Below are 17,282 nucleotides of genomic sequence, written 5' to 3'. Positions count from 1 at the left end.
AGGCTCGCCGAGTAAAAATAATTGAAAAAGACTCCCCTCATAACTACTTCAATTTATTCACTAATTCCTCTACATCAAGTCCATGTACTAAACATGCTTCTTCTAATGTCTCTGCTTGTGAAGCTGGACATCCAAGACAATGCATTCCTGCTTCCATTAATATTCTTGCATTATCAGTATTTAATCTAAGAACCTCTCCGATAATCATATCTTTTGAAATGACACCATCTTCTGTTTTTGTAACTTTACCTTCCTCTCCAAAGAAAAGTTCCATATCTTCTTCTACCGTACTAATTCCTGCAATACCAAAGTTCTCAACTAAAACATTTACTACATTAGGTGATAAGAATGCTGGAAGTGTTGGCCCTAAGTGAATCTCTTTCACTCCAAGATATAATAAACTTAGTAACACAATAACCGCTTTCTGCTCATACCAAGCAATGTTGTAGATGATTGGTAATTCATTCACATCGTCAAGTTCAAAGACTTCTTTGAGTTTCAATGCAATTAACGCTAATGAATAGGAATCATTACATTGACCAGCATCAAGCACTCTTGGAATTCCTCCGATATCACCTAAACCAAGTTTGTTATATTTGTACTTTGCACATCCTGCTGTTAAGATTACCGTATCCTTTGGAAGTGCTTTTGCAAAATCTGTATAGTAATTTCTCTTAGTAGCTCTACCATCGCATCCCGCCATTACAACAAACTTCTTTATTGCGCCAGATTTTACTGCCTCTACTACCGCATCTGCTAATGCAAATACTTGTGCATGTGCAAATCCTCCAATAATTTCACCTGACTCAATTTCTGTTGGTGCTTCACATTTCTTTGCTAATTCAATGATTTCCGAGAAATCTTTCTGACTGCCTGCTTCCCCTTCAATATGTTTACATCCAACATAGCCTGCTGCTCCTGTTGTAAACATTCTATCTTTGTAAGATTCTTTTGGAGGTACAATACAATTTGTTGTCATTAGAATTGGTCCATTAAAACTCTCAAATTCTTCTTTTTGTTTCCACCAAGCATTTCCGTAGTTACCTACTAGATGGCTGTACTTCTTTAATTGTGGGTAGTAATGTGCTGGTAACATCTCAGAATGTGTATATACATCTACACCAGTTCCTTCTGTCTGAATCAATAACTGTTCTATATCTGCTAAATCATGACCTGATACTAGGATACCAGGATTTTTACCTACACCAATATTTACTTTTGAGATTTCTGGATTTCCGTAAGTTGTTGTATTTGCTGTATCAAGTAATGCCATACCATCAACACCTACTTTACCTGTTTCTAATGTTAATGTTACTAATTCATCTACTGTTAGAGAATCATCTACTAATTTTACTAATGTCTCTTGCATAAATACATCGATTTCTTCATTATCATAACCTAATGCATTTGCATGTTTTAGATAGGCTGATAACCCTTTCAATCCATAAGTAATCAACTCTCTTAATGAACGAACGTCTTCATTTTCTGTTGCTAATACACCTACTTCTTTCGATTCTGCTTTCTCTTTCAAGATTTCATTCGCATCGCCTGACCATAATGCAACGTCAGATAAATTTTCTTTGTTTGATAATTGTTCCATTAAAGCATCTTTCTTAGCGATTGTCTCTTTTACTCTTGCGTAAAACACATCATCATCAAAGTTTGCATTTGTAATCGTTGTGAATAGATTTAATGTTATAAAATGATTTACCTCTTTACTTACTTCTTTGCCTTCCTTTCTTAATCGACCTGTAATTTCAGAAAGTCCTTTTGTCACATAGATTAGTAAATCCTGCATGTTTGCTAAGTCTACACTTTTACCACAAACACCACCCTTTGTACATCCTTTATTTCCTGCTGTTTCTTGACATTGATAGCAAAACATATTCTTATCCATTCTTTCTTCCTCCACTTTCTATTTTAAAATTTAAGTAACTATTCCGAACTACGTCCTTTAGGTTACAATTTTAATTACACTCCTTTTCAAAGTTAAGACGACGATGTCATCAACAACTTATGGACTTATTATATTGAAATTCGTTCCAAATTTCAGTTGTTTTTACAACAGAAATAATATATTATAAATATAAATTCATAAGTTCAAAGGAGTATTATGAGTACAACAAAACCAGAATATATTACTATGATTGCCTCCTCCATATTATTCGAGGGCATACATTCAGATGAAATTGCAGGATTACTTCCTTGTCTATCTGCCACAGAGCAAAACTATAAGAAAGACAGTTACATCTATCAGATTGGTGATACCCCTACAGGGATCGGATTCGTTATATCTGGATGTGTACATCTTGTCAAAGAAGATTTTTGGGGAAATCATACGATACTGTCAGAAGTTATGCCTGGTGAATTCTTCGGAGAAACCTATGCTTGTCTTAAAACAGAATCGATTGCCGTTAGCTGTGTTACAACAAAGCCAACAACAATTTTATTCCTAGATGTTCAAAAGATTATAACTGTTTGTACCTCTGCATGTAATTTTCATACAAGATTAATCCAAAATCTAATGATGGTCTTAGCCCAGAAGAATATTCAACTTACTCAGAAACTTGACCACATCAGCAATCGCTCTACTAGAGATAAACTGCTCTCCTATCTATCCGCTCAAGCAGTCAAACAGCACTCTAACAGTTTTACAATTCCATTCAATAGACAGCAATTAGCAGATTATCTTTCTGTTGACCGAAGTGCTATGTCAAATGAATTATGTAAATTACGAGATCAAGGAATCCTAGCGTTTCATAAAAATTCATTTACACTCTTCTAATCTTATATGGTTTGATTAGAATTTTGCTAAGAATATGTTAAAATCCTATGAGTTTTTACATATTCTTAGTTTTTTTTGATATAATGCTATATGTAACTTGAATTACATACATTTTATAGTAAGGAGGCTTTATAATTAACTATGGACGAACCAGATAGTGATAGTGACGCGGATACCCCGAATAGATGCATATATGGTAGCATACCTGCTTTTTTTATCAGTAAATGTAGGCATGCTTTTTTGTGTGCTTATTTAAGTAAAATATCGTATAATATTTTGCAACCAATTTCTTTCAATACTATTTTAATTAATGAACATAATAACAATGAAAATAAAATGAGTATAAAGAAAGTGAGTTAAATAATAATACCATGATGATGCAAATTACTTTACAAATTATATTAATCTTATTAAATGCAGTTTTCGCCTGTGCAGAAATTGCAGTCATATCTATGAATGACAATAAATTAGCCAGTATGGCGGCTAATGGAGACAAACGTGCAATCCGTCTTGCTAGACTTACAAGCCAACCCGCTCGTTTCCTCGCAACAATACAAGTTGCCATTACCTTATCCGGCTTCCTTGGAAGTGCCTTTGCCGCAGATAATTTCTCTGGTGTTTTAACAGATTGCCTTATCAACCTTGGAGTTCCTTTATCTGCATCTACTCTTGACTCCATCTCTGTTATTTTAATCACCTTGATACTTTCGTATTTTACACTTATCTTTGGTGAACTAGTTCCAAAACGAATTGCCATGAAGAAAGCAGAAACACTCGCTCTTGCTATGTCGGCACTTATTACTTTCATTTCGCATTTATTTGCTCCTATTGTATGGTTCTTAACGGCATCTACCAATGGCATTTTACGATTATTGGGTATTGATCCGAATGCAGAGGACGATAATGTTAGCGAAGAAGAAATTCGTATGATGGTCGATGTTGGTAGCGAAAAAGGTGTTATTGATCCAGAAGAGAAAGAAATGATACAGAATGTTTTTGAATTTGACGACCTTGCTGTAAGTGAGTTTGCTACGCACCGTACTGATATCTCTTTACTATGGCTTGAAGAACCTATTGAGGAATGGGACAAAACCATTCATGATACAAGACATTCGTTATATCCAATATGCGATGAAACTGTAGATCATGTTATTGGCATTCTGAATGCAAAGGATTACTTCCGTTTAGAGCATAAAACAAAGGAAAAAGTACTGGAACGGGCTGTGAAGCCAGCTTATTTTATTCCCGAAACAGTCTGTGCGGATGTGCTTTTTAGACAAATGAAGAAAACACGTAACCATTTTGCCATAGTATTAGATGAATATGGTGGTATGGTTGGTATCGTTACAATGAATGACTTATTAGAGCAATTAGTCGGTGATTTAGATTCTGATGAAATAGAACATGGACAAGAGCAAGAGATAGAACGAATTGATTCTTCTACTTGGAAAATCCGTGGCTGCACAGAATTAGATAAAGTTGCAAAGGAACTCTGTGTTTCCCTTCCTCTTGATGATTTTGATACCTTCAGTGGTTTTATCTTCGATTCTTATGGAAGTATTCCTGATGATGGTACTACATTTGAACTAGATTCCCATTCCCTACACATACAAGTATTATCCATTGTCGATCATAAGATTGAAAAAACAATTGTTTGTCTTATTGACGATGACACAAAAGAATAAGGTTTTCTAATAAAAATAGGTGTCAAATCACTATCTCACGCAAACACGATAATGATTTGACACCTATATATTTTTGAATCTTAACGTACCTCGTAAAGTTCTTCGATTCCTTTTCTTCTTGGTGCATCTGGATTCTCTTCTGGATATCCCATTGGAATCATTGCTACAACTTCTCTATCTTCTGGTATTTGGAACGCTTCTTTTACTTTATCATAATCAAAAATTCCTTGAATTACTGTTCCAAGTCCATACTCGTGTGCTGCTAGACACAATGTTTGACTAGCTACACCTGCATCAAACATTTGCCATGAGTCTTCTTTTGCTGTTGTATAGCTTCCATCTCTTTCATAACCACAACGTTTTGTAATCACAGTTACAATTACAACTGCCGCTGCTTCTTTAATTGCTTTTACATTAAAGTCAGGTACAGTTTCTAACAACTTGTTTTTTCCTTCTTCGCTCTCAACAAAGATATATCTTACAATCTGTGTATTTTTCCAAGATGGTGCATAAGCTGCTGCTGCAACAACTTTATCCATCACTTCTTTTTCTATTGGTTGATTCTTAAAACTTCTGATACTTCTTCTACTTGTTATACATTCTATTGTATTCATATTCTAAATTCCTTCCTTTGTAGGTAGATACATTTGAAATAATTCCAAAGATGTGTTATATTCTGTACAAGTGTCTTTTGGGACTACATCCTGTATCGTTACTATATCCTTATTATAAAGGAGTACTGTATGATTGTAAATGTTCATTATCAGAAACATAGTTGCTATCTTGGATTTGACTATTTTATGAATCATATTGATGTTTCCCATGTCTATGCCATGCATTGTTGGAACGATTTTTCTGTTATTCCAAAACTTAAAGCTATGGACTGCTCTAAAACTTATCGAAATAAGATTAACATAAAGAGTGCCACGCAAAATAACTCAGCGTGGCACTCTTTATGTTAACCTTAGAAGTAGCTACTATAGCTACTTGAATAATTATTAAAATTGTAACTTCCTGACTTGTTGTACAAATAACTATTGTTAGATGCTGTTGCCGTTGTCTGTTGAAGTTGACTTGCTTTTTGTGAAACTTGTGATGCAAAGGAATATGATCCATTGAATAAACTCTTCACTGTATTCATATCTGCCTTCTTTAATTTTTCTTCATCTATCGTTAGTTTGTTATCAGAATCTACTGTGATTCCAAGCTTTGATAGACTATTCTCATAAATCTTTGTCTGCTTAGTCATATAAGAAAGACTACGCGATACATTCTTATTCGTTACATCACTAACAGAACTTAATGTATCATTGTAATCCTTGGCAAAAGCTTTCACAGCTTTCACAATTGCATCTGTATCATATTGTTTCGTTGTTGTCTTTTCTCCTGTCTTCTCATCTGTAACAGTCACATCCTTCTTTTCAAAAAGTGACTTGCTACCTGATGTAGACAATGCCAAAGCAGATTTTTTAAGATTATCTGTAGCCTCTTTTACTTCTTTTGCTGTCGTACTTGCTACAGTTGAACTGTTTGAATTCAATATAGAGTTAAGTGCTGAACTACTATCTGAATTCGAGCTTGAATCTGCCTTGTAGTAAGAACGTAGTAACTTTCCATAACTTCCGTTTCTAATACTTGCATGTTGTCCAATGTTATTAAAGAAGTCATACGTGCTGTTGCTTGTACTATTACTACTTGTGTTATTAGAAAACAGATTTAAATAATATCCACTCATATCTACTCCTCCTTTCCATTCATCTTCAAGTAGGTAACAATCTTATGATTATTACCTACTCTTTAAAGTTATATCGGTCTAAGAGGTCAAAATGTTAACATTGTTTACTAATTTATATCTTGAATTTTCCTATTGCTTGTTGTAATACTCTCGCACCTGTTGAAAGTTCTTCTGCTGCTGATGCCAATTGTTCCATCTCTTCTGATTGGTTAATTACAGTAGCACTAACTTCTTCTGATGCTGCTGCGGCTTCTTCAGAAACTGCTGAAATATTCTGAATAGAATCTAATGTATCATTCTTCGCGCCTTCCATTCCTGCAACATAGTCCTTAATCTTACCAAGTTCCACTACTAACCCTGCAACTAAGCTGTTGATACTACCAAACACCTGAATGGTATCCTGTAGTGCTTGTTCTTGTGTAAGAACAATTTCTTCTGCTCTTTGTGTTGTCTTAGCAGTATCTTTTGTTTGACGTTGAATCGTATTGATAATTGTTTGAATTTGATTTGCTGATTCCATTGATTTTGCTGCTAAGTTTCCAATCTCTCCTGCTACTACAGCAAATCCTCTACCAGATTCTCCTGCTCTAGCCGCTTCTATTGAAGCATTAAGAGATAATAAGTTTGTCTGCTCAGAGATTTCATTAATTGCATTAACAATGTTCTCAATTGTATGAGAATTCTCCTCAAGATTTTTCATTCCCACTGATATCTCTTTTGTAATTTCTGATGTTGCTTTCGCTTTATCATTCAAGTTATTCACAATTGCTAATCCATCAGCAACTGTTCCTTTTGTACTTTCAAACAATGTATCAATTTCATTTGTTCCATCAAATACTTTATTAACCATATCCGATAATGTTGACATTTGTTTCAAACAAACATCAGTATCTAGTACTTGTTTTGAAGAACCTATCGCAACTTCATTCACTGCTGTCGCAATATCCTTTGAAGCTTCCAATACAATTGAAGATGTATTCGACAATTCATCTGCTGACGTACCTACACGATTACTAACTTCTGCAACTTCCGTTACAAGCTGTTGCATATTATTAATCATGTTCGATAAACTGTTTTCTAAGACTTTAAATTCATCTTTACGTCTTGTCTTAAATGTTACCGTTAAATCGCCTTGTGCAACGCTCTCCATTGTATCTTTCATATCACCAATTGCTTTACCGATACCTTTTGCTAAAAGAGATCCAATTACCAACGCGATAATTGCTGAAATTACTGCAAATATAGCACTTGCGCTTCCAATTGATGTTGCGCTCCCAACAATAATGCTTCTTGGCATCAGATTAACTAATACTAGACCTGTATCCCCAATTTCACAGTACGAAAGTAAGTTATTCACACCATGTATTGTTACATATGTATAACCACTTGTCGCATCTTCATCAATAATATTATGATAATAATCTTTCCCAAAAAACAGATTTTCTTCTCCTACTTTGGAATCCGTAGAATAGATTTCAACTCCGTCCTTTGCTACAAGTGCTGTTACCCCACCTTCACGATATATATTATCTAACATATCTTGTACATAAGAATAATCAACATCTGTTATAACGATTGTTTCGCCCTTCAATGCTTCTTTAATATATGTTAATGCATATTTTCTTTCTTCCTTCGCATCAATCACAGCATGCGAACCATACCAACCGTCTTTTTGTGTCTCACCTTCTACCAATACTGCCGAACGAAATGTTTCATATGTTGAATCAACAAGTCTATCATTTCCTGTACTAATTGTATCTCTTGTAGAGTTAAGAATGTATGTGTTTCTTATACCTGCAATCAATACACTGTTCGTCATTGCCTCATTCTTTATGTTTCGTATATACTCTAAATTTACAAGAACATCATTATTCTTTCTATTATAATATTGCTCAAAATTCTTACTTGTAATAAGCTTCACTGATTGTGTAGAAATTTCTTTGAATATACTCTCCATATACTTTGCATTTGCTGATAATGTTTCATTCGAAGATTTTTCATAATTATCAATGATAGCGTCAGAAGCAAGGTTGTACGATATAAGCCCTAGTGCAAATATCAATACGACTGGTGCAACAAATCCTAGTAATAATGCGGTGCGCAGTTTTTTCTGCTTCTTAATTTTTTCTATCCTTTGCTGTTTCTCTTTCTTTACTTTTTCAATCTTTTGTTTCTGCTTCGTTGCTACTTTCTTTCCAGTTTTTTTCACATTATCCTTTTTATTCAATTCCTTCATAATATAACCTCCTTAGGTAGAACTAATTATGCACATTTTACAATAATGTCCTGACGCTTTCTCCCTATTTATGTCAGAATCACCTTATATGCCTCCCTTTATGCATATAATTTATGTATATTTATCATTGTATCACATTATATACATTTGTTCTATCACTTTCTATATAGAAATCTTAACCTATTAATTAGTCACTTTTCATAATATTCATGTATATTAACAACCTCTAATACCATCATTTTCAATCCATCATTTTCAATCCATTATTTTGAATAATACGCATCAATACCATCGCAGATTCCCTCTACTATTTTGGCTTGGTATGCGTCTTGTTGCATCTTTTTATCCTCTGCTGGGTTACTCATAAATCCCATTTCCAGAACGATTACAGGAATAGTACTCCAATTTGTACCTGTTAAATCATCTCTTGCAACTGTTCCTCTATTCTTAGCACCTGTTTTCTCACAATATTTTGTGATAACTGATGTTGCCAACTTTTTACTTGCCTTGCTTATATTCGAAACATACTTATTCTTTGTAGATGGATATAATGCACTTGCTCCACTTACACTTTGATTCGTTGAACCGTCTGCATGGATTCGAATACAGATGTCTGCACCACTCTCATTTGCCAAAAGTGCTCTTTCTTTATTACTGATATTCACATCGTTCTTTTCACGAGTCATTACGACTTCATATCCTCTGTTTAATAACTCTTCTTTTAATTTAAGTGAAACCTCTAATGTCAATTTATACTCAGGAACTTTCGTACTTACTCCGGATGTTCCTGATGCTACTTTTGCTTTCTTTGTTGTTGCTCCTGGACCAATTGCTTCTGTTTGGCTATTGCCTTTACTCTGATGCCCTGGATCAATCGCTATTATTTTCTTACCTTTTACTATAACTTTCACTTTTGCAGAAGCTGAACCCGCTTTCGCTGTAATCGTCACTGTACCTGCTCTCTTTGCTGTAAATTTACCTGCTTGTGTAATTGTCGCAATGTTTTTATCAGATACTGACCAAGCAATTTTTGATGTTGCTCCTTCTACTTTCGCTGCAAATGTATAGCTTTTTCCTGCTGTAATTGTAGTCTTCTTTTTCGTAATAGTAACTTTTTCTTGTACACTTGATGCACATACTGTATTCACATACGTTCCTACATTTCCAAGAATTACAACACACAGTAGTATACTTAGTATAGTTCGAAAAAATTTCTTTCCTATTCTCATATCCTTTTTCCTCCACATAATGTTCTAATACATTTACATTATAATAGCACTATTTTTTCTCTCTATCAATTAGAAAATCTTAACTGTTCAAGATAATACTGTTATACGCAACAAAACACAATATACGACAACAAACCGTCAACCACTCTTTTAGGTGATTGACGGTTTGTATATTTAATTATTACCTATCTAAATTCCAATGAATTCCATCTAAGCTCATTCTTGAATGAACGAATTGTTGTATCTTTATCAATAACAACACATTCAATTCCCATTGCTGCTGCCCAGTCTTCCATCTGCTCTGTAGTTAAGTCATAAGAGAATGCTGTATGATGTGCACCACCTGCAAGAATCCAAGCTTCTGCTCCTGTAACTAAGTTTGGTTGTGGAGTCCAGAATGCAGTAGCTACTGTTAATTTTGGCATTGGTTTTTCTACTTGCTTACAATCTACTTCATTTACTATCAAGCGGAAACGATTGCCCATATCAATTAATGATGTAGCGATACCTGAACCAGTTTTTGATGTAAATACTAAACGAGCTGGGTCTTCTCTATCACCCATTGATAATGGTACTACTTTCATACCGATTTTACTATCTGCTACAGTAGGACAAACTTCTAACATATGTGCTTGAAGGATTCCTTCTTTTCCAGGAACAAGATTATATGTATAATCTTCCATGAATGAAGTACCTTTCTTGTCCTTCATGTCTGCTGTCATGATTTTCATCAAACGTACCATAGCAGCTGTTTTCCAGTCACCTTCTCCACCGAATCCATAACCTTTTTCCATTAATCTTTGGATTGCTAAACCTGGAAGTTGTTGTAATCCACCTAAATCACCAAAATGTGTTACAATCGCTTGGTAATTCTTCTCTTGTAAGAATTTTTCGAAACCAATTTCAATACCAGCTTGTACTGCAACATGTTTCTTGAATTCTTCTGGGTTACGTCCTTCTAATAAGATATCATATTTTGAATAGTATTCATCTACTAAAGCGTTGATATCTCCAGTTGATACATCTTTTACATAGTCAGTAATTTCATTTACTGGGTATGCATCGATTTCCCAACCAAATTTGATTTGTGCTTCTACTTTATCGCCTTCTGTTACTGCAACATTTCTCATGTTATCCGCGATACGGCAAACACGGATATGTGAAGATTCCATTAAACCGATTGCTGTTCTCATCCAACTTGCGATTCTTTCTTGAACATTCTTATTACCCCAATGTCCAACGATTACTTTACGTTCAATTCCCATACGAGTTACGATATGACCATATTCACGGTCACCATGTGCAGATTGGTTCTCGTTCATGAAATCCATGTCGATTGAATCATAAGGAATTTCTTCGTTGAATTGTGTATGAAAATGCATTAATGGTTTTCTATATTCTTGTAATCCTAAAATCCATGATTTTGCTGGTGAAAATGTATGCATCCATGTAATTACACCTGCACACTCTTCATCTGCATTTGCTTCGTTAAATGTTTTTCTAATTAATTCATTTGTAATTAATGTAGGTTTCCAAACAACCTCAAAAGGTAAAACACCTGATTTATTTAAATTTTCTACTATAATTTGAGAATGCTTTGCTACGTTTTCTAAACACTCATCACCATACAAATCTTGTGAACCAGTTGTAAACCAAAACTTATAATTCTTGTTTCCTGTCATGATAATACCTCCATATGATTTTATTCTTTTCTGAACAGTAACTTTATACTTCTATTTTATAACTTGTACGGTCATCCTGTAAAGTTGTCTTAAATATATATTTATGGATTATCATATCTTGCGTTATTCTGCATTGCTAGCCCATATTCTTGTAGCGTGGTGCAAGGATTGGGATTGTATAGCAACTATCTTACTACTGTTTGCACATCATATTAATAACGCATTAAGTATTGTAAATCTTCGCGTAGAAGTGTTGCAATCATCTCACGCAATGGTACTGCGTGCATAAAACGTGCTGTTGCATCTCCGAAACGCCCCATGGTCAGAATTCCTTCCTGCAATGCCTGTGGTTCAAGTTTTGGAAATGTATCTGAACCAATTGGTGCACAGTGGCGATATTGTGGAGTATAGATTCTTTGACCTTCATGATTAATAACATACAAATCTGTCTTCTTCTCAGAAATTGTACCTTTTACACCTTCCCATTCCTCTATACCATGAATATACGTATTACGTGCAAAATTCACACCGATAAGCAGAATTTGCGCATTACGTTGCCATAACTTATGATATACACCACCTTCTCCACATGGGGTAGTAATGTGTTCCTCACCAGATACAAACTCCTCTGCATCCGCTCCAAGAGCCGCTACGGAATGGGTTGGATGCAACGATCTGCATACACCCGAACGCTTACGGAATACTTCTGTCATCGCACCAATACATGTTGGCGTATAAAGTACATCCATCACAGGATTGCTCTCTCCAACATTATCCCATGTATGACTTGGTATTACTAAAAGACCTTGTTGCATATATTCTGCCAATGCATCTAGTACAGTATCTCCACGTCCCTCAACCTCCCCTATTGCTTTATAAGAAATATGCACATTGAGTGTGCCTGTTGGGTCAACTCCTAAGGTCTGTAATTGGTTGAGTAAATCTTGTTTTGTGTACATATAAATTTTCCTCCTCTTTATTGTGTGTTTTCAAAAAGATTATTAAGACAATTATCGTATTACTATACCTTGCCAATCACTTTGTCGAGATAAGTGTCCAATTCCTCAAGATCACAACCACTTCTTCCTGCCAATCTATCTTCCTCTACGGATAATAACTCTTCTCTTAATTGCAACATTTTTTCTCTTCTGTTATAGGTTTCAATATCCACAACAATATCTCCTTGCATTTTTTGATCGTATTATTCTATCTCTATATTACTCAATTAATATTATTCGGTCAATGTATTCATAACGTTTACTGCATCTTAAATTTATTCCATTACTAATCTATAATTGGATAATTAAGTTCAATTTATAAATTCGAATACTCCCATTTTATAAGTAGTTTTAAAGGTTCAAAAGGAAAAAATGACAATCTTTATACGGATAATCAAATTGAATCGGTAAATCTTCTTTGTTTATCTGTATAAAACCTGCTCTTTCATAAAATTTATGTGCACGTTCTGTATTTTTAGGGGTATCCAGTATAAGAGTCTTAAAATTGTCTTCTATTCTTAATCATTTAATGATTCTATAATTTGTCTTACGATATACTCCGTTGTAAATTTCTCTATATAATCTATATTTGTAATATTTCTGTATCCAGCAGGATTACCTGCATATCCTAATGGTACTAGACTTCGCGTACTTTCACCACCTTCTCCCCACTGCTTGAGTTCATTCTCTGTTAATGATGTGGATTTAAGGTTTTGCGCAACCTCTTCATTTACCAGTTCACTAAAACAATATTTCATAAATGCAGTCTCGTATCCACCTGCATGAATGTCATACAAGCCTCTCTCTGATTCAAGCATTCCTGTATAAAATTCTTCGGGGTAATCTGGATTCAAAACTAAGATATCATCTTCATCGCCCTTTAATCCTATTCGGTTCAAATCATAAAAGTCTATTAGCATACGAACATTTAAACCAAACTCACTTCTAGCCACTTTGATTGCTTCTAATATTGCTCTTATATGCATTACATCACCGTGATAGTTATTACAGAAGATATTATGAAATCCCCAGTCATGAAGATTATTAAATATATCCATTAGAACAGCCTTCATTGTCTCCGCTCTCACTGTAAATGTTCCTTGAAACCCATTTGTACAATGGTTAATTCCCCAATAGTATGGTGGAACAATCAATGCTCGCTCTCCTTTACTATTCAGTTCTTCTTGGATTCGTCTACAAGAAGCATAACTCCAATAAATATCCGTTCCCAATGGCAGATGTGGTCCATGTTCCTCTATGACCCCTAATGGAAATAAAACAATTTGATTTTCTTTCGATGCATTTTCAATTTCCTGCCATGTCATATCTGCCATCGTTTTTTCAAAAATAGAATATCCCATCTTAATCTCCCTTTACTTACTTATTTGTAATCGGAATCCATATTTCAAATCTGAAATCTTCATCTCTTTTATTATCTCCATATCTGAAACACTCCATTTCCATTGTCCCTGCATGAGAATATTTGGTTGAAGGCAACCATTCACTATATATTCTCTTCCACACTTCTGCAATCGCACTTCCTACACATCCCTTTCCCTCAAATATTGCCCACTTCGATCTAGGAATCGTATAAACTTCCATATTATCAGGAATCTCTTGCTCAGAAAATGCTGCTATAACATAATCAACTGTTTCATTATCAATTACATTTAAAAAACCATGAACTCCTCCTATCTCCCCATCAGCAAGCTCTACTATTCTAGCATGTGTCCCGTCTGAGTAAAGCTGATTCCAAAATGTATGAACATCTAGCTCATTGTTTTCAGGTGCTTTAAAATGTCTTACAATACCAATAGCACGCATCTGCTCATGTGACTCAATTCTATATGTAATCTCTTCATCACCTTTCACTGAAATTGTAAACGACATAGGTTGATATGTCTTTAGTATTCCTTTCCCTTTTCTTGCTTCTGACGGACTTACTCCATGTATCTTTCTGAATGCTCGTGAAAATGAATCCGCCGACTCATAGCCATACTTTACTGCTAAATCAAGTATTCGTATACCACTGTCCATTATCTCAGAAGCAGCTAAGGTCATTCTTCGTCTTCTTATATATTCTGCTAGTGTGATATCTGTTATTCCTGAAAATAATCTTTGAATATAGAACCATGAATAGCCTGATATTTTCGTTATTTCTTCATAATTTATTTTGTCCTCTAAATTTTTTTCTATATACTCGACTACTTCATTCAATATTATTAAAATATTCATTTGTAAAACCTACCTCTCCTGCTCTATATTAGTGTTATTTTTATTTTTTTGCCCTACTTTTTGTGCTCTCTTTGGTCGTAGTTGGATAGTTTACTTGAATTATATCATAACCGTATATCTTAATTTATAGAAAAAAGTCACTACAATTTTAAGTAATGACTTCTTGAAAATGTTATTTATTTTTATTCGTCTAATGTCAACCAACCATTTCCGTCACTCACAGCATCTTCGGCTTCCTGTAGTTTTGTCAGTAGCTTTCGCTCTGCCTTTTCACGTTCATAGTCTTCAATATCCATAACTACAAATCGCCCTCTACCATTTTTTGTCAAGAATACAGGTTCTCCTATCTGACAGTTTTTCAATACTTCATTATAATTTCTCAAATCTGAAACAGGTAAAATATTTGGCATAATATCATCTTCCTTTCCAAATACATCATCAACATTTACATTTATATTATATATAATTTCGCTGTAAAATTCAACGTAAAATTTCACAGCATTACTTATCTATTACAGTAACATGATATACCGTTTCCAAAAGATAAAATAAACAAATTACAGCTTTCCATTCTTGATTTTATTAGCAACATAGATATACAAACCACTGGAAACTTCAACCAATCTATAGTATAATCATCATATCCTACGAAAGGAATAAATCAAATGAAAACACGAAAAAAGATAACAAAAAGAAAACTTTTCCTATGTATTCTTACCTTCTTTGCTGCTATTATCATTGTTGCTATATTAATCTATTACGGATATTTACGACTGGTCTATCCCGAACTAATGGGATACCACGTTAGAGGTATTGACGTTGCAAGATATCAAGGAACAATTGATTGGGCAGAAATTAAAGAACAAGATATTACCTTTGCATTTGTCAAAGCTACAGAAGGCAGCACCTATTCTGACCCTAACTTTGATTATAATATGACGCATAGCCAAGAAAATGGAATCTATACAAGTGCATATCATTTCTTTACTACCAAAAGTACAGGAAAAGCTCAAGCAGAACATTTTATTAAAACCATTTCAAAATATAATCTTGACCTTCCTCCTGTATTAGATTTTGAAGTATCCTTAAAGCATAAAGGAAATACAAAAATAATAGATGAAGTAACGAATTTTTTATTAGAAGTAGAAAGTTACTTTGGTGTGAAACCAATTATTTATACTACGAATGAATGTTATGAAACATTTTTAGCTGATAAATTTGAGGACTACCCTTACTGGTGTCGCGATTTGCTAAAAAAACCAATCATCCCTTATCAAGATGATTGGCTCTTTTGGCAGTATTCTAACCGTGGATTACTAGATGGTATTGACAAAGAACAACGATATGTAGATTTGAATGTTTTTAATGGGGATAAAAATGAGTTCATGGAATACATAAATAATTTCCAATCAACTAAGTAGTGCAAACACCTACTATAGAGGTATCTGTTTGCACATTTATTGTTGTGTAGAAAACTACATATTTGGCGACAAAGTCGCTTGAATCAATTCATCATTGGAAAGCTTTGATAACTGCTGTACTGCTCGGAAATTATCATCCGTTGGATCTTTTCCAGCAACCAAACATCCTGCAAAGCTACTGGCCCTCATGGTCCAGCCGTTATAGAATTCTCGTTGTCAGGAATAGGTGCACCAACTTCATTCGTTAATTTTTTATTGTCATTCATCTGATATCCCCCTAATAAACACGCAAAATGCAATATATAAATGTATATTCGTGCAAGAGGAATATTAGGACGATAAGAGTACTATTATAGTTTTTTTATTTTACCTCTTCACTTAAGTCCTAGTCTACTTACAACGTAATCCTTATCTCATCCTGAATCTCTACTACCCGCTCTTTCCCCATATAAATGATACGAATAGACGTATAACCGTTTTCGTATCCATTTATTATACGTTGCATGGAAAACTCACCATTTTGAGATATTGAAAAGTGGTACAGATTGTACTCACCTTGTCTGTAATGAAAGGATTCCTCATCATCTTGATAATGAAAATACTCGCCCGCTCCCTGATATATACGAAGCATCAACTGCTTTATCTCCTTTTCACCCACATACTGCTGTATTGGATAGTTTGGTAGAATTGTTCCTGCCTTTACATAGATAGGACATATATCAAGCGGTGCATCCTTTATAAAGTAGAGTGGTCCTGTAATTAGCTCTCCCGTCTCGAAGTCAATCCAGTCCCCATGTGGCAGATATACTGTTTTATTTCTGCTACCCTGTGTGATTACTGGGGATATTAGCATATGCTCCCCCAGCATAAATTCATCATTTAATTCCCATGTATTTTTATCGTTCTCATACTCAAGCACAAGTGGTCTCATTACCGGAATTCCTGTCTTTTCCATGTTACAGAAACAGTCATATATGTATGGCAGTAATTGATAACGAAGCTCTATATCTTTTTTATAGATTTGACAGGTAACTTCATCATACTGCCATGGTTCCTGATATATTCCAACTTTTGATGAATGATTTCTACACATCGGTGAGAAACAACCTAGCTGCATCCATCTGATAAGAAGTTCCGCTGTGGCATCAGAACCAAAACCACCAATATCTGTACCTGCGAAACCCATTCCACTCATTCCAAGATTGCACAATTGTGGAATAGCCATCTGCAGATGTGCCCATATACTATGGTTATCTCCTGTCCATGTGCATGCATA

General features: G+C 34.6%; 18 protein-coding genes. 5 read left to right on the top strand and 13 right to left on the bottom strand.

What is annotated here, in order from left to right; all coding sequences use genetic code 11:
- Positions 1-43: 43 nt before the first annotated feature.
- Positions 44-1,897 carry a hydroxylamine reductase gene (gene hcp, locus RMR19_RS10860; RefSeq protein ID WP_310603511.1) on the bottom strand — a complete coding sequence of 618 codons (1,854 nt, stop codon included), beginning with the start codon at positions 1,895-1,897 and terminating at the stop codon, positions 44-46.
- A 216-nt stretch (positions 1,898-2,113) separates the two neighbouring features.
- Between hcp and RMR19_RS10855 the strand changes: the two genes are divergently transcribed.
- The 3 genes from RMR19_RS10855 (at position 2,114) to RMR19_RS10845 (ending at position 4,470) form a co-directional block, all read left to right on the top strand.
- Positions 2,114-2,785, top strand: a complete 672-nt coding sequence (locus RMR19_RS10855; protein WP_310603510.1) for a Crp/Fnr family transcriptional regulator — start codon at positions 2,114-2,116, stop codon at positions 2,783-2,785.
- Between the two features lie 141 nt (positions 2,786-2,926).
- A complete protein-coding gene (locus RMR19_RS10850; RefSeq protein WP_310603509.1) occupies positions 2,927-3,145 on the top strand; it encodes a hypothetical protein in 219 nt (72 codons plus the stop codon).
- Positions 3,146-3,156: 11 nt separating this feature from the next.
- Positions 3,157-4,470: a hemolysin family protein gene (locus RMR19_RS10845; RefSeq protein ID WP_310603508.1), complete on the top strand. Its 1,314-nt coding sequence runs from the start codon at positions 3,157-3,159 to the stop codon at positions 4,468-4,470.
- 80 nt (positions 4,471-4,550) lie between these two features.
- On the opposite strand, the gene RMR19_RS10840 is transcribed toward RMR19_RS10845, so the two are convergent.
- Positions 4,551-5,084, bottom strand: coding sequence for a nitroreductase family protein (locus RMR19_RS10840; RefSeq protein ID WP_310603507.1), 534 nt, complete (start codon positions 5,082-5,084; stop codon positions 4,551-4,553).
- A 129-nt stretch (positions 5,085-5,213) separates the two neighbouring features.
- Between RMR19_RS10840 and RMR19_RS10835 the strand changes: the two genes are divergently transcribed.
- On the top strand, positions 5,214-5,432 hold the full coding sequence (locus RMR19_RS10835) for a hypothetical protein (protein ID WP_310603506.1): 219 nt from the start codon (positions 5,214-5,216) through the stop codon (positions 5,430-5,432).
- 2 nt (positions 5,433-5,434) lie between these two features.
- Here RMR19_RS10835 and fliD read toward each other — a convergent pair whose 3' ends face one another.
- From fliD to RMR19_RS10790, 9 genes are all read right to left on the bottom strand, one after another.
- On the bottom strand, positions 5,435-6,205 hold the full coding sequence (gene fliD, locus RMR19_RS10830) for a flagellar filament capping protein FliD (RefSeq protein WP_310603505.1): 771 nt from the start codon (positions 6,203-6,205) through the stop codon (positions 5,435-5,437).
- 112 nt (positions 6,206-6,317) lie between these two features.
- Positions 6,318-8,441 (bottom strand): methyl-accepting chemotaxis protein, encoded by a 2,124-nt coding sequence (locus RMR19_RS10825; protein ID WP_310603504.1) that lies wholly within the window; start codon positions 8,439-8,441, stop codon positions 6,318-6,320.
- A 263-nt stretch (positions 8,442-8,704) separates the two neighbouring features.
- Complete coding sequence (locus tag RMR19_RS10820; protein ID WP_310603503.1) at positions 8,705-9,670, bottom strand: N-acetylmuramoyl-L-alanine amidase; 966 nt, start codon at positions 9,668-9,670, stop codon at positions 8,705-8,707.
- Positions 9,671-9,855: 185 nt separating this feature from the next.
- Complete coding sequence (gene araA, locus RMR19_RS10815) at positions 9,856-11,352, bottom strand: L-arabinose isomerase (RefSeq protein WP_310603502.1); 1,497 nt, start codon at positions 11,350-11,352, stop codon at positions 9,856-9,858.
- Positions 11,353-11,564: 212 nt separating this feature from the next.
- Positions 11,565-12,311, bottom strand: coding sequence for an AAC(3) family N-acetyltransferase (locus RMR19_RS10810; protein WP_310603501.1), 747 nt, complete (start codon positions 12,309-12,311; stop codon positions 11,565-11,567).
- A gap of 62 nt (positions 12,312-12,373) precedes the next feature.
- Entirely contained in the window at positions 12,374-12,523 is a 150-nt protein-coding gene (locus RMR19_RS10805) for a hypothetical protein (protein WP_331654711.1), read from the bottom strand.
- 345 nt (positions 12,524-12,868) lie between these two features.
- Complete coding sequence (locus RMR19_RS10800) at positions 12,869-13,711, bottom strand: creatininase family protein (protein WP_310603500.1); 843 nt, start codon at positions 13,709-13,711, stop codon at positions 12,869-12,871.
- A 16-nt stretch (positions 13,712-13,727) separates the two neighbouring features.
- Positions 13,728-14,585 (bottom strand): effector binding domain-containing protein, encoded by an 858-nt coding sequence (locus RMR19_RS10795; protein WP_310603499.1) that lies wholly within the window; start codon positions 14,583-14,585, stop codon positions 13,728-13,730.
- Positions 14,586-14,767: 182 nt separating this feature from the next.
- Positions 14,768-14,995, bottom strand: coding sequence for a type II toxin-antitoxin system prevent-host-death family antitoxin (locus RMR19_RS10790; protein WP_310603498.1), 228 nt, complete (start codon positions 14,993-14,995; stop codon positions 14,768-14,770).
- Between the two features lie 255 nt (positions 14,996-15,250).
- On the opposite strand from RMR19_RS10790, the gene RMR19_RS10785 reads away from it, so the two are divergent.
- Positions 15,251-16,006, top strand: coding sequence for a glycoside hydrolase family 25 protein (locus tag RMR19_RS10785; protein WP_310603497.1), 756 nt, complete (start codon positions 15,251-15,253; stop codon positions 16,004-16,006).
- A gap of 54 nt (positions 16,007-16,060) precedes the next feature.
- Here the strand turns inward: RMR19_RS10785 and RMR19_RS10780 are convergent, their stop codons facing one another.
- Together RMR19_RS10780 and RMR19_RS10775 are read right to left on the bottom strand one after the other, a co-directional pair.
- Entirely contained in the window at positions 16,061-16,195 is a 135-nt protein-coding gene (locus RMR19_RS10780; RefSeq protein ID WP_310603496.1) for a hypothetical protein, read from the bottom strand.
- 205 nt (positions 16,196-16,400) lie between these two features.
- Positions 16,401-17,282, bottom strand: an 882-nt coding sequence (locus tag RMR19_RS10775; protein ID WP_310603495.1) for a glycoside hydrolase family 31 protein, incomplete at its 5' end; no start/stop codon positions are given.

This window comes from Anaerosporobacter sp. (assembly GCF_031551385.1).
Lineage (GTDB): Bacteria > Bacillota > Clostridia > Lachnospirales > Lachnospiraceae > Anaerosporobacter.
This window is presented reverse-complemented; position numbering and strand designations above follow the sequence as displayed.

Excerpts from the sequence above, each read along its gene's own strand:
- RMR19_RS10790 (WP_310603498.1), bottom strand. The coding sequence starts at position 14,995 with ATGCCAAATATTTTACCTGTTTCAGATTTGAGAAATTATAATGAAGTA.
- RMR19_RS10810 (WP_310603501.1), bottom strand. The coding sequence starts at position 12,311 with ATGTACACAAAACAAGATTTACTCAACCAATTACAGACCTTAGGAGTT.
- RMR19_RS10845 (WP_310603508.1), top strand. The coding sequence starts at position 3,157 with ATGATGATGCAAATTACTTTACAAATTATATTAATCTTATTAAATGCA.
- RMR19_RS10800 (WP_310603500.1), bottom strand. The coding sequence starts at position 13,711 with ATGGGATATTCTATTTTTGAAAAAACGATGGCAGATATGACATGGCAG.
- RMR19_RS10825 (WP_310603504.1), bottom strand. The coding sequence starts at position 8,441 with ATGAAGGAATTGAATAAAAAGGATAATGTGAAAAAAACTGGAAAGAAA.
- RMR19_RS10780 (WP_310603496.1), bottom strand. The coding sequence starts at position 16,195 with ATGAGGGCCAGTAGCTTTGCAGGATGTTTGGTTGCTGGAAAAGATCCA.
- RMR19_RS10855 (WP_310603510.1), top strand. The coding sequence starts at position 2,114 with ATGAGTACAACAAAACCAGAATATATTACTATGATTGCCTCCTCCATA.
- RMR19_RS10835 (WP_310603506.1), top strand. The coding sequence starts at position 5,214 with ATGATTGTAAATGTTCATTATCAGAAACATAGTTGCTATCTTGGATTT.
- RMR19_RS10840 (WP_310603507.1), bottom strand. The coding sequence starts at position 5,084 with ATGAATACAATAGAATGTATAACAAGTAGAAGAAGTATCAGAAGTTTT.
- araA (WP_310603502.1), bottom strand. The coding sequence starts at position 11,352 with ATGACAGGAAACAAGAATTATAAGTTTTGGTTTACAACTGGTTCACAA.
- RMR19_RS10820 (WP_310603503.1), bottom strand. The coding sequence starts at position 9,670 with ATGAGAATAGGAAAGAAATTTTTTCGAACTATACTAAGTATACTACTG.
- fliD (WP_310603505.1), bottom strand. The coding sequence starts at position 6,205 with ATGAGTGGATATTATTTAAATCTGTTTTCTAATAACACAAGTAGTAAT.
- hcp (WP_310603511.1), bottom strand. The coding sequence starts at position 1,897 with ATGGATAAGAATATGTTTTGCTATCAATGTCAAGAAACAGCAGGAAAT.
- RMR19_RS10795 (WP_310603499.1), bottom strand. The coding sequence starts at position 14,585 with ATGAATATTTTAATAATATTGAATGAAGTAGTCGAGTATATAGAAAAA.
- RMR19_RS10850 (WP_310603509.1), top strand. The coding sequence starts at position 2,927 with ATGGACGAACCAGATAGTGATAGTGACGCGGATACCCCGAATAGATGC.
- RMR19_RS10785 (WP_310603497.1), top strand. The coding sequence starts at position 15,251 with ATGAAAACACGAAAAAAGATAACAAAAAGAAAACTTTTCCTATGTATT.